Genomic DNA, 14,571 nt, shown 5'->3' on the forward strand with positions numbered 1-14,571 from the left:
CGTGCCGCCGCCCGTCCGGCGATGGCACGGCCGCGGCCCGGGTGCCGCCGCCGGGAGCGGGCCCCGAAGCATCCGCCGATCAGCGAAGAGGCCCGGTCCCCCACGCACCGGGCGAGCGAGTCCGAAAAGGAGACCCCTCGATGGCCGAACAGCAGGTGAACAGGTCCAGCCTGCCGATCGGGGACCCGCCCCGCCCGCCGGCGACGTCGATCGACGCGCGCGACCAGGACCCGCCCCACCGCCCGTCCGAACCGCCGCGGCCCCCGGCCGGCGCCCCGAACGTCGTGCTCGTCCTCCTCGACGACATGGGCTTCGGAGCGCCCAGCACGTTCGGCGGGCCCTGCGAGATGCCCGCCGCCGACAGGCTGGCCGGCGGCGGCCTCCGGTACACGCGCTTCCACGTCACCTCGCTGTGCTCGCCCACCCGCCAGTCCCTGCTCACCGGCCGCAACCACCACTCGGTGGGGATGGGCGTCACGACGGAGATGGCCAGTGCGGCACCCGGGTACTCCGGCATCCGGCCGCGCAGCGCGGCGACCCTCGCCCAGATCCTGCGCGCCAACGGCTACAGCACGGCCGCGTTCGGCAAATGGCACCAGACGCCCGCGCGCGACGTGAGCCCGGCCGGCCCGTTCGACCGCTGGCCCACCGGCGAGGGCTTCGAGAAGTTCTACGGCTTCCTGTGCGCCGAGATGAACCACTGGTACCCGGTGCTGTTCGACGGGACCACGCCGATCGAGCCCGAGAAGCGGCCCGAGGACGGCTACCACCTCTCCGAGGACCTCGTCGACCAGGCGATCGGCTGGCTGAACACCCAGCGGAGCCTCAAGCCCGACTCCCCCTTCTTCCTCTACCTCCCGTTCGGCGCCACACACGCGCCCTACCACGTGCCCCGGGCCTACCGGGACAAGTACAAGGGCCGGTTCGACCACGGGTGGGACCGGCAGCGGGAGATCACCATCCGGCGCCAGATGGAGCTCGGCGTCGTGCCGGAGGGCGCCGAACTCGCCCCGTGGGTCGACGGCGTACCGCACTGGGACGAGCTCTCCGAGGAGGAGCGCAGGGCCGCGGCATCGCTGATGGAGCTCTACGCCGGGTTCGCCGAGCACACCGATGTCCAGGTGGGGCGGCTGGTCGACGCGCTGACCGAGGCCGGGGCCCTGGAGGACACGCTGTTCGTCTACGTCCTCGGCGACAACGGGGCCTCGGGGGAGGGCGGCCTGGGCGGAACCCTCAACGAGCACCGCATCGCCAGCGGGATCCCCGACTCCGCCGAGTTCATCAACGCCCACGCCGACGCGCTCGGCGACGCGACGACCCACGCCCACTACCCGGCCGGGTGGGCCCTGGCGATGAACACCCCCTACCCGTGGACCAAGCAGGTCGCCTCGCACCTCGGGGGGACGCGCGACGGGATGGTGGTGCACTGGCCGAACGGCATCGGCGAGCGCGGCGGGATCCGCCACCAGTTCCACCACGTCATCGACGTGATGCCGACGATCCTGGAGGCCGCCGGCATCCCCGCGCCCGACGCGGTGGACGGGATCGCCCAGCAGGCCATCGAGGGCACCAGCATGCTCTACAGCTTCAACGACGTCGGAGCGCCCGACCGCCGGCGCCTCCAGTACTTCGAGATGGTGGGCAACCGCGGCATCTACCACGACGGCTGGATGGCGGTCACCCGGCACGGAACGCCCTGGGAGATGGTGCAGACCGGGCGCCGCTACTTCGACGACGACGTCTGGGAGCTGTACGACACCGGCGTCGACTGGACGCAGGCCCGCGACATCTCCGCCGAGCACCCCGGCAGGCTGCACCAGCTCCGGCAGCTGTTCCTCATCGAGGCCGCCAAGTACAGCGTGTTCCCGCTGGACGACCGGATGACCGAGCGGGAGAACCCGAAGGAGGCGGGCCGGCTCGACCTGTTCGGCGACCGCCCCACGGTGACCTTCCACGGCCCCGGTCTGCGGCTCACCGAGGAGACCGCGCCGAACGTGAAGAACCGCTCGCACACGATCACCGCGATCGTCGACGTGCCTCCGGGGGGCGGCGAGGGGGTGATCGTCGCGCAGGGGGGCCGCTTCGGCGGCTGGTCGCTGTACGTCCACGAGGGACGGCCCGCCTACGCCTACAACTACTTCGGCCTGCGGGTGGACAAGGTGTCGGGCGGCGGCGTCCTGACGCCCGGACCGCACGAGATCCGACTGGACTTCGGCTACGACGGCGGGGGCGTCGGCAAGGGGGGAACCGTCACGCTCCTGGCCGACGGGGTGGAGACCGCCGCCGGCCGGGTGGAGGCCACCATCCCCTACTACTTCGCCTTCGACGAGACCTTCGACATCGGGGTCGACCGCGCCTCACCGGTGACCGACGACTACCCCACCGCCGACAACGCGTTCACCGGGCGGCTGCACCGGCTGCGCCTCGACCTCGCCGACGACCAGTGCAGCGACTCGCGGAGCGAGGACGACCGCGAACGGTTCAGGGCCGCCCATGACTGACGAGCGGCAGCGCCCGCGCGGCGGGTGCTGTGCCCCGTCGGCCGACCGGCGGGGCGCCCCCGCCCTGGCGCCCCCCGCCGGCGCCACCGCGTCCGCTGCGGGCGGACCCGACGGGCTCGTGCCGCTCGCAGGCGGCGAGTTCCTCATGGGCAGCGCCGATGCCCGCGCCTACCCCGAGGACGGCGAGGGGCCCGTCCGGCGGGTGCGGATCGCCCCGTTCCGGATCAGCCCGGCGGCGGTGACCAACGCGGAGTTCGCGGAGTTCGCCGACGCCACCGGGTACCGGACGGAGGCGGAGCGGTTCGGGTGGTCCTTCGTCTTCGGCGGGCTGCTCCCCGACGACTTCCCGCCCACCCGCGGCGTGGCGGCGGCGCCGTGGTGGCGCCAGGTGGAGGACGCGAGCTGGCGCCGTCCCGCGGGGCCGCGGTCGGACCTGGACGGCCTCGCCGACCATCCGGTGGTCCACGTGTCCTGGAACGACGCCGAAGCGTACTGCGCCTGGGCGGGCCTGCGGCTGCCCACGGAGGCCGAATGGGAGTTCGCGGCGCGCGGCGGGCTGGAGCAGTGCGCGTACCCGTGGGGCGACGAGCGCGAGCCCGGCGGGGAGCACCGGATGAACGTGTGGCAGGGGACGTTCCCCGCGGAGAACACCCGCGACGACGGCTGGTACGGCACGTGTCCCGCCCGCGCGTTCCCGCCCAACGGCTTCGGGCTGTACAACACGACCGGCAACGTGTGGGAGTGGTGCCGCGACCGGTTCTCCGCGGGCGGCTCGCCGGACCCCGCAGGGGGGACCCGCCGCAGCGCACGGGGCGGCTCCTACCTGTGCCACGACTCCTACTGCCGCCGCTACCGCGTCAGCGCCCGCCAGGGGATCGCCCCCGACTCATCGATGGGGAACACCGGCTTCCGCTGCGCCCGGGACGCCTAGCCGTGTTCCGCGGCGCCGCGGACGCCTAGCCGGCGCCCCCATCCGGCCCTGGGTCCGGGGCCGGGTCCGGATCCCGAGCGGGGTCGTGGTCCGGATCCAGGTCGGGGTCCGGGTCGGAGCCGGAGTCCGGGTCCGGGTCGCCGCCGTCGCGGGGCCAGGCCCGCACGAGGTCGATGAACGCCTGGGCCGCCGGCGAGAGCACATCGGGCGGCCAGACGAGGACGCCCCGGCGGGTCAGCGGCGGGCTGAGGGCGACGACCACGGCCCCGAGCCGGCCGGCCTCCCAGGCCAGCCGCCGCGGCAGCAGCGCCGCCCCGGCTCCGCCGAGGACCAGCGACACGATCGCGGCACGGTGCGTCGTCTCGACGGCGATCCGCGGGGACGCCCCGGCGAGGCTCAGCGCATTGTCGAGCGCGCTCCTGGTGGTGCTGCCGCTCGGCGTCGTGACGAAGTCGAGGTCCGCGAGCTCCTCCGGCCGGAGCGGGTCCTCGGGCGTATCGGCGGTGGGCGGCAGCACCGCCAAGACGTCCTGTTCGGGCAGGTCGAGAAGGTGCATCCCGGCGGCGGGGGTGCCGTGCTCGGTGAGTCCCACCTCGCACTGGCCCCGCCGGACGACGTCGACGACCGCGGCGGCGCTCTCCGCGTCGACGATGTTGAACCTCACCCCGGGATGCCGGCGCCGGAAGGCGCCCACGAAGGACGCGAGCGGATCGACGGCCAGGGTGGTGGCCGCGACGATGTCGATCCGTCCCGAGACGAGCCCGGTCACCTGCCGTGCCGCGCTCCGCACGAGCGCGAAGTCGTCGATCACCTGCCGGGCGGGCGCGAGCAGCGCCTCCCCCAGCGGCGTCAGCACCGCCCCGCGGCCGACGCGGCGGAAGAGCGGCGACCCGACCTCCCGTTCCAGAACGTTGATGGCGTAGGAGAGCGACGGCTGTGCGATCCGCAGTGAGCTCGCGGCGCTGGTGAAGCTCCCGTGGCTCGCTATCGCGAGGAAGTACTCCAGGTGCTTTCGCTCCACAAGACCTTCCAACGGTTGGGGACGGGGACAGCCGCCGCTACCGGCCGGCCGGCGCACATCCGGGCGCGCTCCACGCCGGCGGCGGCCGCTCCGGGCGCCTTGTAGCAGGGTACGCCGCACACCCCGCCGGCGAGCCGTCACGGGCACCCCGGGACCGGCCCCCGGGACCGGAGCCGTCCGGGGCTCTGGTGCCACCGCCCGAGCACGGCGGCAAGCCCGCCGGAACCCCTATCGGCGATCCGGTCCCGACGACGCGAAGGACCCCGGCGCCCGCCGAGGCCGGTTCCCTCCACCGCTCTCCCTCCATCGGTGAGCCCTGGGACACCCGCCACGCGGCAGGCCCCGCCCCGCCGCCCCTCACCCAGCGCCGACCGGAACCCGGCACCAGAACCGAACCCGGCACCAGAACGGAACCCTTCGGAAACCGCCGGCCACCGGTCGCGCACGATCACGCGACCCGCAACGCGCGCTGTCCGCGATCCGCACCCAGCCGGCGTGAACGACCCGGCTCACACCGGGGGCCTCGCTCCGTCCGCCGGTCCCCCGCGCTCCAGCGGCCCTGATGTCGCGTGCCGGCCGTGGACGCGCACGTCCGACGGCGGGCACCGTTGCCCGTGGCACCGGCACCTGCTCGACCGCCCGCCTGCTTCCCCGCTGCGCCGAGGCGGTCGCCGCCCGATTCCCGCGGCGAGCCGCGGGGGCGGTGCGGCGGGTCAGGGGTGCATGCGGGCGCCCTTCAGCACCTTGTCGACCGCGTTGCGGGGACCGAATACGGCCATCCCCACCAGGTCGAGCCGGTCCTTGCCCACGGCGCGTACCGCCGCCCGGTTGGCACGGTCATTGCCCGTGGCGAACAGGTCGGAGGTGAACACGGCCGTCCGCAGCGACCGGGAGACCGCACGGCCGTGCGCGGTGGTCAGGGTCTCCTTCGCCGCCTCGAAGACCAGGACCGGCTGGCGGAACATCGGTAGATACGGGGTGTCGTCGGCGTCCGCGTACGGTGCGCCGACCACCTCGGGCGCCGTCGTGCCCAGCCCGCTGACCAGAAAGGCGGTCACGTTCAGCCGCTGCCAGGTCTCCAGGTCGTCGCGCAGCACGACGGCGATCTTGGTGTCGAACCGGACGGGCGCGTCCCGGTCCTCCGCTCCGGTCGCGGCGGCGGCTCCGGCTTCCGGCGCCGCGGCGGCTCCGGCTTCGTTCGTGGTCGTCATCCTCCCAGCATGCGACGCCTCCGACCTGCGCGTCTTGTACGTTTTAAACGTGCCGTCCCAGCAGGAGGTCTCCGCCTGGCGCCCGCCGATCGCGGGCGTCGTGGAGGTGTTCCATGCCCGCTTCACCGAGCACGCGTACCCCATGCACGTCCACGACGCCTGGACCCTGCTGATCGTCGACGACGGCGCGGTCCGCTACGACCTGGACCGCCACGAGCACGGGACGCCGACGGACACCGTGACCCTGCTCCCGCCGCAGGTCCCGCACAACGGCTCGCCCGCCACCGCCGGCGGGTTCCGCAAGCGCGTGCTCTACCTCGACACGACGCTCCTGGACGAGCGCTTCATCGGTCCGGCGGTCGACCGCCCGGATATCGCCGACCCCGTGCTGCGCCGGCGCATCGGCCTGCTGCACACCGCCCTCGCGGCGCGGGGCGAGGAGTTGGAGGCGGAGAGCCGGCTGGCCCTCATCGGCGAGCGGCTGCGCACGCACCTGCGTCCCGCCCCGGCCTCCGGCCGCGCGGCGGCGCCCGGCCGCGGCGTCGCCGACGGACTGCGCGGCCTGCTCGACGAACGGCTGACCGAGGGTGTCACCCTGGCCGAGGCGGCGCGCTCGCTCCACGCCCACCCGGCGCATCTCGTGCGCGCCTTCAACGGCGCTTTCGGGATGGCGCCGCACCGGTACGTGGTGTCGCGCCGCGTCGACCTGGCCCGCCGGCTGCTGCTCGACGGGTGGCCGCCGAGCGAGGCGGCGACGGCCGCGGGCTTCCACGACCAGTCGCACCTCACCCGGCACTTCAAGCGGATCATCGGCACCACTCCGGGGCGCTACGCCCGGGCCGTCCCCTGAGCCCGACCGCCCAGGTGTCGATCGGCGCTCCGAAGCGGCGCGCCAGGTCCGTCCTCTAAGCGCGACCGCCCACGCGTCAATCGGCGATGCCGGAGAAGGCGATCACCTTGTCGACGTCGGCGCGGACGAGGAGCGCGCCGGGGCCGCTATTGCGGGCGGCGTACTCCTCCGCCCGGTCCTCGCCCATGTAGCGGGCGCCGAGCCGGCCGGCCCAGTGCCGTAGCTCCTCCTGGGACCCGGACACCTCGGCGTGCCCCTGGAGGATGACGAAGGCGAAGGGCGAGCGGTCGTCGTCCACACAGAGGGCGAAGCGGCCGTCGCGGACCAGGCTGCGGCCCTTGACGCTGTCGCCGGCGGTGGTGAACACCACGTCGTCGCCGTCGAGGAGGAACCAGATCGGCGTCACGTGGGGACTGCCGTCGGAGCGGACCGTCGACAGCTTCCCGGTCCGCGTCCCGTGGGAGACGAAGGCGCGCCACTCCTCGTCGGTCATCTCCTGCATGCGTCCGCCCTCCGTGTACCGGGCCGCGGGCCCCCGGCCGCGGATCCGTCCTCTCAGGTCGACTCTACGAGCGGCCGGGTCCGGCGCCAGGGCGATTCACGACGTGTCGCCCGGGCCGCCGCGGGCCCGGTTCCCTCCCTTGACAGGGGTCCTTCCCGCGGAAAATCTGGGAGCGCTCCCACATTCGACGTCCAGGAGGCTCGATGAAGAACACCACCGCCATCGTCGCGGCCGGAGCACTGGCGGCCGGGCTCATGGTGGCGGCGCCGCCGCCGGCGTCCGCCGGTTCATCGCCACCCTCCCCCTGGACTGGTGACCGGGTCGCGGGCCGTCACCGGCCGCCCGACCGTGCGGGCGGACGGACGCGCCGGAGGGCCGGCCGACCGGGCACACCATCGACCGCAGGGACATCCCGCCCCCTCGACCACCCATCGTCACCGTGCGGCGCCGGGCGAACGCCGACCGCCACGGTCTTGACGCGCCCATGGCACCCTCCTACTGTGGTAAGCGCTTTCCTGCTCACCTCCCGGCTCTCCTGCCGAGAGCCGGCTCCCCCACCTGCCCCACACAGGTCCCCCTGGAGAAGGAGAAGCACCCCATGATCCCCACTTCCCCGCTGCCCTTACTGGCGAGCGCCGCTCTGGCACTCGGCTCCGTCGTGGCCCTGCCCGGAGCCGCGGCGAGCGCCGAGCCCCTCGGTCCCGAAACGGTCTCCCCGTCGTCGGCGCAGGCCGAACTGTACGTCGCGCCCGGCGGCGGCGACGGCGCCGCCGGAACGGAGTCGGACCCGACGACCCTGGTCTCGGCCATCGACCGCGTCAGCCCCGGCGGGACCATCTACCTGCGCGGCGGGACCTACCGCCACTCGGAAACGGTCACGATCCCACCGGGCAACAACGGAACCTCGGGCGACCGCACCGAACTGTCCGCCTACCCGGGCGAGACCCCGGTCCTGAACTTCTCCGCCCAGAGCGAGGACTCGGCGAACCGCGGGCTCGCCGTCAACGGAGCGTTCTGGCACATCTCCGGCATCGTGGTCGAGCGCGCCGGCGACAACGGGATCTTCATCGGCGGCAGCGACAACATCGTCGAGCGCACGGTGACCCGCTTCAACCGCGACACGGGGTTGCAGATCTCCCGGATCGCCTCCAGCACCCCCGATGACGAATGGCCGTCCGGCAACCTCGTCCTGAGCGTGGAGTCGCACGACAACGCCGACTCCGACGGCGAGGACGCCGACGGCTTCGCCGCGAAGCTCACCTCGGGCCCCGGGAACGTCTTCCGCTACGCGGTCTCCCACAACAACATCGACGACGGCTGGGACCTGTACACCAAGGACGACACGGGGCCCATCGGCGAGGTGACGATCGAGGACTCCCTCGCCTACGGCAACGGCACGCTCAGCGACGGATCCCAGGCCGGGAACGGCGACCGCAACGGCTTCAAGCTCGGCGGGGAGGACATCGGGGTCGACCACGTCATCCGGGGCAACATCGCCTACGACAACGGCAAGCACGGCTTCACCTACAACCGCAACCTCGGCACGCAGACGATCTCGGGCAATGTCAGCATCGGCAACGAGGAGCGCAACTTCAACTTCGACGGCGGCTCCTCCGTCTTCCGGAACAACACCTCGTGCGACAGCGGGTCGAACGACCGGATCATCGGCAACTCCGACGGCTCGAACCAGTTCTGGTCCGGCTCGAACGGGTCCCGGTGCTCCTCGTACAGCGGCGGCCTCGACTGGTCCTTCGCCAACGACGGCAGCCTCGTCGTGACCTTCGGCGGCAACCGCGTAACGCCGTAACCGCCCACCGCCGGCCGGTGGGGCGGGGGCCGTGCGGCCCCCGCCCCGTGGGCGCGGTGGCTGCGCGTGGTCCCCGCCCTCGCAATCAGCACGGCGCTACTCGGCCTCCTGGCCTGCGTGTGAGGGGGCGGGGCGGGCCGGGCGCACGGCCTCGGAGCGACCGGCGGTCACGGCCGGTGCGTGACGGGGGCCTGCCACATGCCGACGATCGCGTCGATGAGGCCGGTCGCGGTGTCGTGCCAGGTCTCGCGGGTGGTGGGGGTGCCGTCGGCCAGGGCGCGTTCCCGGTCGACGGTCACCTGCGCGATGAGGTGGCGCGCCATGGCGCCGCGTTCGGCGCGCACCTCGGCCGGGAGGTCGGGCAGGCACCGGTGCATGCCGTCGACCAGTGTCCCCAGGGAGGTGGAGGTGGCGAGGGACTCCTCCGTGACGATCTCCTGGAGGGCCGGGTCCGCGGTCGTCTGGGCGAGGAACCGCGCGTACCAGGTGGGGCTGCCCAGGTCGGCCAGGTGCTCGGTGACCGGGCGGACGAGGCAGGCGACCCAGTCCCGCAGGTCCGTGGAGTCGCCGACCTCGGTGACGAGGCGGACGCGGATCAGCTCCATCTGCTCGGAGTGCCTGCGGGCGATCGCGCGGACCAGGTCGGCCTTGGGGCCGAAGTGGTAGCTGACCGCCGCGTTGTTCCCCTGTCCGGCGGCTTCGCTGATCTGACGGTTGGCCACCGCGTGGACACCGTGTTCGGCGAACAGCCGCTCCGCTGCGGCCAGGAGCGCCCCCCGCGTCGCACTGACCTGTTCATCCCGCTTCGTCCTACCCGTCATGGTCACCACCGCATCGGAACGTCGGCCACCGCCGCGACGCCCCCGTCCCACAGGCCGCCGCGGGTCCTCCGCGCGATCCGGCGGAGTCGAACGACGGAAGCCTACGCAACCGCACGTCGGGGGCGGTCCGCCCCATGCGGTGGCCCGCCCGGAAGCCCGGCGCGTCCGTCGGATCGGATCAAAAAGTCAATCAAATAATTTAAACCTTTGCCAGGGGTGTACCCGCATCGGTTCGGCGGGGCGGACCCTCCGGTGTGGGGATCGGGCCCATCCGACACGTCCGCGCCGACCGCGGGCCGCCCTCGCTCCGCCGCGGCGGTCGACCGCCCGGTCGGACCCGCCCTCCGGATCCGGCCTCCCGGGACCGGCCGGTGAACGGCCCCGGGAGACGGGAGCGACCGGCGGTGCGCGCCGCGCCCCCGGCGGACCCGGTCACGCCGCCCGTTCCAAGGCCAGCAGGGCGAGCTTGGCCGCTTCCCCGCCGGCGTAGCCGCCCGGGGACCCGTCGGAGCGCACGACCCGGTGGCAGGGCACCACGACCGGCAGCGGATTGGTCGCGCACGCGGTGCCCACCGCGCGCACGGCCTTCGGGCTCCCCGAGGCGGCGGCCACCTCGGCGTAGCTCTCGGTGCGCCCGTAGGCGATCCGGGGCAGGTGGTCCAGGACGTCGCGGCGGAACCCCCGGGACAGCCGCCGGTCCAGCGGGAGGTCGAAGCGGGTGCGCCGGCCGGCGAAGTACTCCTCCATCTGCCGCACGGCGTCCTCCAAGCGGGGCGGCGCCTCCAGGATGCGCGGCCCGACCTTGTCGGCCAGCTGCGCCAGGACCGCTTGGTGGTCCTGCACCGCGTAGGCGACCCTGATCAGCCCCTCCTCGGTCGACGCCAGGAGCAGCGAGCCCACGGGGGTGTCGATCGTGCGGTAGGCGACGTCCAGGATCCCCTCCCGCCCCGCCCGCGCCGCCAGACGTTCGCGCAGCCGGGCCAGCGCGGGCTCCTCCCGCTCGGACACCCCCGCGAGGAGCCGTTCAGCCTCCGGGTTCGATGCGGTCGTCATCGGGCCGCTCCCTTCTCTCCGTCCCCGTCCACGGGGTAGGTGGCGCGCAGGGTCCGGACGCCGTCGGAGGCGGCCCTGCGCACGGCCTCGGCGGTGCCCCCGATCAGCGCGGCGACCTCCTTGTACGGCAGCCCCGCCAGATAGTGGTAGGCCACCGCCTGGCGCTGCCGCGGCGGCAGCCGCTTCAGCGCCGCCCAGAGGTCGCCGTCCCATGCCTCCGGCCGCCCCGTTTCACCCGGGCGTTCGGGAACATCCTCCACCGCCACGGGGCGGCGCGCGTTGGCCCGGGTGACGTCGATGGCCTTGCGGTGCGCGATCGTCACCAGCCAGGCCTCGATGTTGGCACCGGGATCGAGGCGCGGATATGCCTTCATCGCCGCGAGGAACGTCTCCGACCAGGCGTCTTCGGCGTCCTGCGGGCCCAGGACCGCGCGGCACACGCGCAGCACCATGGGCCCGTAGTCGCGCACGATCAGCTCGAATGGTTGCAACGTCACCCCCTGTAGACGCTCCGCGGTGCCGGGGTGTGAGGCCGCACGGCCGAGAAATCCCGTCCGGCGCGGAGGCGCCGGTTCCGGCGCCTCCGCGCCGGACGGGAACGGGGTGCGGTCCGGACCGCCCGCACGGCCGGTCCGACGCCCGTCGCCGCCCACTACCCGGCGGTACGGTGCGATCACCCGCAACGGGTCGCGGGCATCCGCCGCGCCCACGGCGTGCCGTCCCATCGCCGCCTCCCCTCCGCCCGCCGCGGCCGTCCCCCGGCGGAACCCTCAACGGGAAGACGCCGGCTCCGGCGGGAACGTGAGGTCGGCCGCTGACACCGGCCGCCGCAGCGGGGCGCCCGGCACAGCGGGCGGGGCGGTTCAGACGGCGAAGACCTGGGAGTCGTCGGCGAACGCCTTGAACTCCAGGGCGTTGCCGGCCGGGTCGAGGAGGAACATGGTCCACTGCTCGCCGGGTTCGCCCTCGAAGCGCACGTAGGGTTCGATGACGAACGCGGTGTCCGCGGCGCGCAGCCGGCCGGCGAGGTCGTGGAATTCCGGGACCGTCAGGATGAGGCCGAAGTGCGGTACGGGGACGTCGTGGCCGTCGACCGGGTTGTGGATCCGCTGGGACCGGGCCGGGGCGATGTGGGTCACGAACTGGTGGCCGTGCAGGTTCCAGTCCACCCAGGTGTCGGAGCTGCGGCCCTGCTCCAGGCCGAGCACCCCGCCGTAGAAGCCGCGGGCGGCGTCGAGGTCGTCGACCGGCACGGCCAGGTGGAACCGGGGGATCGGTGAGTCGAGCGTGGTCATGGCGGTGGCCTGCCTTCCTGAGGGACGCCTCCGGCGGACCCGCCGGAGCGCGGATGTAGGAATGTTAACATTAGGACAATCGAGGGAGGCAAGGGAGCATGGGTGAGCAGGGCAGGGTGGCCCCCGCCCGCCGGCGGGGACTGGCCGACGAGGTGGCGGACCGCGTCCGGGAGGCCGTCTTCAGCGGCGCCTACCCCCCGGGGGCCCAGTTGCGCGAGGTGGAGCTGTCGAACGCGCTGGACGTCAGCCGCGGCCCGGTGCGCGAGGCGCTGCTGCGGCTGGAGCGCGAGGGCCTGGTCCGCAGCGAATGGCACCGCGGTGCCACGGTGACGGCGCTCTCCGCCGACGACGTCGCCGAACTCGACAGCCTGCGCGGCGCACTGGAGCACCTCGCCGTCCGGCGGGTGGTCGACCACGCCTCCGACGCCGACATCGCGGCCATCGGGCGGGCGGCCGAGGACATGGCGCGCGCCGGGGACGAGCACGCGATGGTGCGCTGCGACATCGCGTTCCACGACGCCGTCTACGCGGCGGCCCGGCACGGACGGCTCCAGGAGGCGTGGGAGGCGATCCGCTCCCAGGTCCACCTGTTCCTGCTGACCCGGATCGGCTTCAGCTCCGCGGACTACCTCGCGCACATCCCGGGCGAGCACCGCGACCTCGCCGCGGCCCTGCGGGCACGCGACTCCGAGGCGGCGCTGGAGCTCTTCGCCGCCCACCGCCGCCACGCGTTCGACGTACTCACCGGCGCCCACCGCCCCGACCCGGCCGACGGTTCCCCCACCGGGACCCCGTGAGGTGGCCCCCGTGAGGGGGGTCCGATTCCGCCGCTGCCAGGCCCGTTCACGCGGGCCGTCCGTTCCGACCACATCCCCCACCACCGAGGCCCACCGCCCCAGGCCGGAGGCCCGTCCCTCCGCCTCCCTCGTTACTGGGCCGTTCAGCGGGCCCGGAAACCGTTCCGGTCACGCCGACCCCGATCCGGTCGCGCGGACCCGGGTCCGTCCGTTCCGCCCGCCCTGGCCGAGGGGCCGGGCCGGGCGCGGTCCACCGCGATCGCGATGGCGACCACGCCCCGTTCTCGGACCGAGGCCGGGTCGGGCGGTGTGGTCCCGAGGCCGCGTCGGTCGGCGGGCGCCCCCCGGCCCCGGGCCGTCGCGGCGCCGCGGCGGTCCGGGCCCGCGTCTCCCGGGCCCCCGGGCTCAGCGGATGTCGCCGCCGTAGACGTGGTCCACCGCGATCGCGATGAGGACCCGCCGGTCGGCGACCATCACCGACCGGTACTCGTCCCAGTCCGGGTGCTCCCCCGCCGCCGCGCGGTAGTAGTCCACGAGCGCCTCGACCTCCGGTCCGCGGGGATCGGTTCCCGGCCCGGTGAGCGTCGCCGTGCCCTCGGCCGTGGCCCACACCCGGCCGTCCGGTCCGGTCACCTCCAGAGCGGCCCGCGGGTCGCGGCGCAGGTTCGCCGTCTTGGCCAGTCCCTCCCTGGTCGAGACGTAGATGACGCCCGCCTCCCGGTCGTAGAAGGGCGTGACGGGAGAGAGCTGGGGGCGGCCGTCCGCCTTGATCGTCGCGAGCACGCCGAGTCGGCTCCCGGCGAGCAGCGTGCGCGGGTCGAAGGGCGCGCCGGCGGTCACGTCCGCGCTCCGGAGGACGCGCGGAACCGCTCGACCATCGCGGCGTATCCGTCGCCGCCGTGTCCGTCGGCCACGGCCCGGTCGGCCAGGGCCTTGATGAACCGCGGGAGTTCGGCGCTGACGCCGTGGGCCTCGCTCTCGTGGATGAGGTGGTCCATCGCGGCCAGGTGGGTGTCGATGGTGGAATCGGGGGCCGGGTAGGTCCCCTCGTCGACCTGCCGGGCCAGGCCGGGCAGCCAGCCGGTCACGGTCCCGATGCCCTCGACCGCGATGCGGGTGAAGGCCGCGGCGTCCACGCCCGCGGAGCCGAGCAGCGCGGCACCGTGGAGGAATCCGTTGAGGATGTTCCACATCAGGCCCATGACGGCCGCTTCGTGCAGCGACGACAGGCCGGGGTCCGCGCCGAGGTGCGTGGCCGCGCCGAGGACCCGTAGCGCCGGCTCGTGCCGGTCGAAGGCGGGGCGCGGCCCGCTGTAGGCGATGGTGGCGTCGCCCGTGCCGATGGCCTCGGGAGCCGCCATGATCGCGCCGTCGAGGTAGGCGGCGCCCTCCCGCCGTGCCCACTCGGCCGTTTCGCGTGCCTGGGCCGACGTCCCTGAGGTCAGGTTCACCACGACGCGGCCCGCCGCGACGCCGCTCAGTGGTTCGAGGAGCCCGCGCACGGCGTCGTTGTCCGAGACGCAGATGACCACCAGCGGGCTGGAGGCGATCGCGGCGCCGGCCGAGTCGGCGGGCTCCGCTCCCTGGGCGACGAGGCCGTCGGCCTTGGCCGCGGTGCGGTTCCACACGGTGGTGGGGTGGCCGGCGCGCAGGAAGGCCCGTGCCAGTGCCCCGCCCATCAGTCCCAGCCCGATGACCGCGACGGCGGTACGGCCGGAATCGGGGTTCCGCGTCGCGCGTTCGTTAACAGGTGGATCGGTGCTCATGGCCGCATCATCGACG

Annotated in this window: 14 protein-coding genes; 5 read left to right on the forward strand and 9 right to left on the reverse strand. The window is 74.0% G+C overall.

Going from position 1 to position 14,571, the window contains the following annotated elements; translation table 11 throughout:
• Positions 1-140: 140 nt before the first annotated feature.
• A complete protein-coding gene (locus tag ACFO4E_RS23780; RefSeq protein ID WP_378578430.1) occupies positions 141-2,501 on the forward strand; it encodes a sulfatase-like hydrolase/transferase in 2,361 nt (786 codons plus the stop codon).
• On the forward strand, positions 2,494-3,432 hold the full coding sequence (locus ACFO4E_RS23785; protein ID WP_378578433.1) for a formylglycine-generating enzyme family protein: 939 nt from the start codon (positions 2,494-2,496) through the stop codon (positions 3,430-3,432). The genes ACFO4E_RS23780 and ACFO4E_RS23785 overlap by 8 nt, the downstream gene beginning before the upstream one ends.
• A gap of 25 nt (positions 3,433-3,457) precedes the next feature.
• On the opposite strand, the gene ACFO4E_RS23790 is transcribed toward ACFO4E_RS23785, so the two are convergent.
• Together ACFO4E_RS23790 and ACFO4E_RS23795 are read right to left on the reverse strand one after the other, a co-directional pair.
• Positions 3,458-4,453: a LysR family transcriptional regulator gene (locus ACFO4E_RS23790; RefSeq protein WP_378578436.1), complete on the reverse strand. Its 996-nt coding sequence runs from the start codon at positions 4,451-4,453 to the stop codon at positions 3,458-3,460.
• Between the two features lie 713 nt (positions 4,454-5,166).
• Positions 5,167-5,664 carry a DUF2000 family protein gene (locus ACFO4E_RS23795; protein WP_378578438.1) on the reverse strand — a complete coding sequence of 166 codons (498 nt, stop codon included), beginning with the start codon at positions 5,662-5,664 and terminating at the stop codon, positions 5,167-5,169.
• Between the two features lie 49 nt (positions 5,665-5,713).
• On the opposite strand from ACFO4E_RS23795, the gene ACFO4E_RS23800 reads away from it, so the two are divergent.
• Entirely contained in the window at positions 5,714-6,514 is an 801-nt protein-coding gene (locus ACFO4E_RS23800; RefSeq protein ID WP_378578439.1) for a helix-turn-helix domain-containing protein, read from the forward strand.
• A gap of 76 nt (positions 6,515-6,590) precedes the next feature.
• Here ACFO4E_RS23800 and ACFO4E_RS23805 read toward each other — a convergent pair whose 3' ends face one another.
• Positions 6,591-7,016, reverse strand: coding sequence for a PPOX class F420-dependent oxidoreductase (locus ACFO4E_RS23805; RefSeq protein WP_378578441.1), 426 nt, complete (start codon positions 7,014-7,016; stop codon positions 6,591-6,593).
• Between the two features lie 598 nt (positions 7,017-7,614).
• Here ACFO4E_RS23805 and ACFO4E_RS23810 point away from each other — a divergent pair.
• The gene (locus ACFO4E_RS23810; RefSeq protein WP_378578443.1) at positions 7,615-8,823 is read left to right on the forward strand and encodes a right-handed parallel beta-helix repeat-containing protein; all 1,209 of its coding nucleotides are present in this window, start codon (positions 7,615-7,617) and stop codon (positions 8,821-8,823) included.
• A 167-nt stretch (positions 8,824-8,990) separates the two neighbouring features.
• Here the strand turns inward: ACFO4E_RS23810 and ACFO4E_RS23815 are convergent, their stop codons facing one another.
• From ACFO4E_RS23815 to ACFO4E_RS23830, 4 genes are all read right to left on the reverse strand, one after another.
• Complete coding sequence (locus ACFO4E_RS23815; RefSeq protein ID WP_378578446.1) at positions 8,991-9,644, reverse strand: TetR/AcrR family transcriptional regulator; 654 nt, start codon at positions 9,642-9,644, stop codon at positions 8,991-8,993.
• Positions 9,645-10,076: 432 nt separating this feature from the next.
• Positions 10,077-10,697 carry a methylated-DNA--[protein]-cysteine S-methyltransferase gene (locus ACFO4E_RS23820; RefSeq protein ID WP_378578447.1) on the reverse strand — a complete coding sequence of 207 codons (621 nt, stop codon included), beginning with the start codon at positions 10,695-10,697 and terminating at the stop codon, positions 10,077-10,079.
• The gene (locus tag ACFO4E_RS23825; RefSeq protein WP_378578449.1) at positions 10,694-11,194 is read right to left on the reverse strand and encodes an RNA polymerase sigma factor; all 501 of its coding nucleotides are present in this window, start codon (positions 11,192-11,194) and stop codon (positions 10,694-10,696) included. Before ACFO4E_RS23825 ends, ACFO4E_RS23820 begins: the two co-directional genes overlap by 4 nt.
• 366 nt (positions 11,195-11,560) lie before the next feature.
• Positions 11,561-11,992, reverse strand: a complete 432-nt coding sequence (locus tag ACFO4E_RS23830; RefSeq protein ID WP_378578450.1) for a VOC family protein — start codon at positions 11,990-11,992, stop codon at positions 11,561-11,563.
• A gap of 98 nt (positions 11,993-12,090) precedes the next feature.
• Here ACFO4E_RS23830 and ACFO4E_RS23835 point away from each other — a divergent pair, with 98 nt between their 5' ends.
• Complete coding sequence (locus ACFO4E_RS23835; RefSeq protein WP_378578452.1) at positions 12,091-12,789, forward strand: GntR family transcriptional regulator; 699 nt, start codon at positions 12,091-12,093, stop codon at positions 12,787-12,789.
• Between the two features lie 405 nt (positions 12,790-13,194).
• Here the strand turns inward: ACFO4E_RS23835 and ACFO4E_RS23840 are convergent, their stop codons facing one another.
• A complete protein-coding gene (locus tag ACFO4E_RS23840; RefSeq protein ID WP_378578454.1) occupies positions 13,195-13,629 on the reverse strand; it encodes a PPOX class F420-dependent oxidoreductase in 435 nt (144 codons plus the stop codon).
• Positions 13,626-14,555, reverse strand: coding sequence for an NAD(P)-dependent oxidoreductase (locus tag ACFO4E_RS23845; protein WP_378578456.1), 930 nt, complete (start codon positions 14,553-14,555; stop codon positions 13,626-13,628). The genes ACFO4E_RS23840 and ACFO4E_RS23845 overlap by 4 nt, the downstream gene beginning before the upstream one ends.
• Between the last annotated feature and the right edge of the window lie 16 nt (positions 14,556-14,571).

The sequence above is a fragment of the Nocardiopsis mangrovi genome (assembly GCF_042653925.1).
Lineage (GTDB): Bacteria > Actinomycetota > Actinomycetes > Streptosporangiales > Streptosporangiaceae > Nocardiopsis_B > Nocardiopsis_B mangrovi.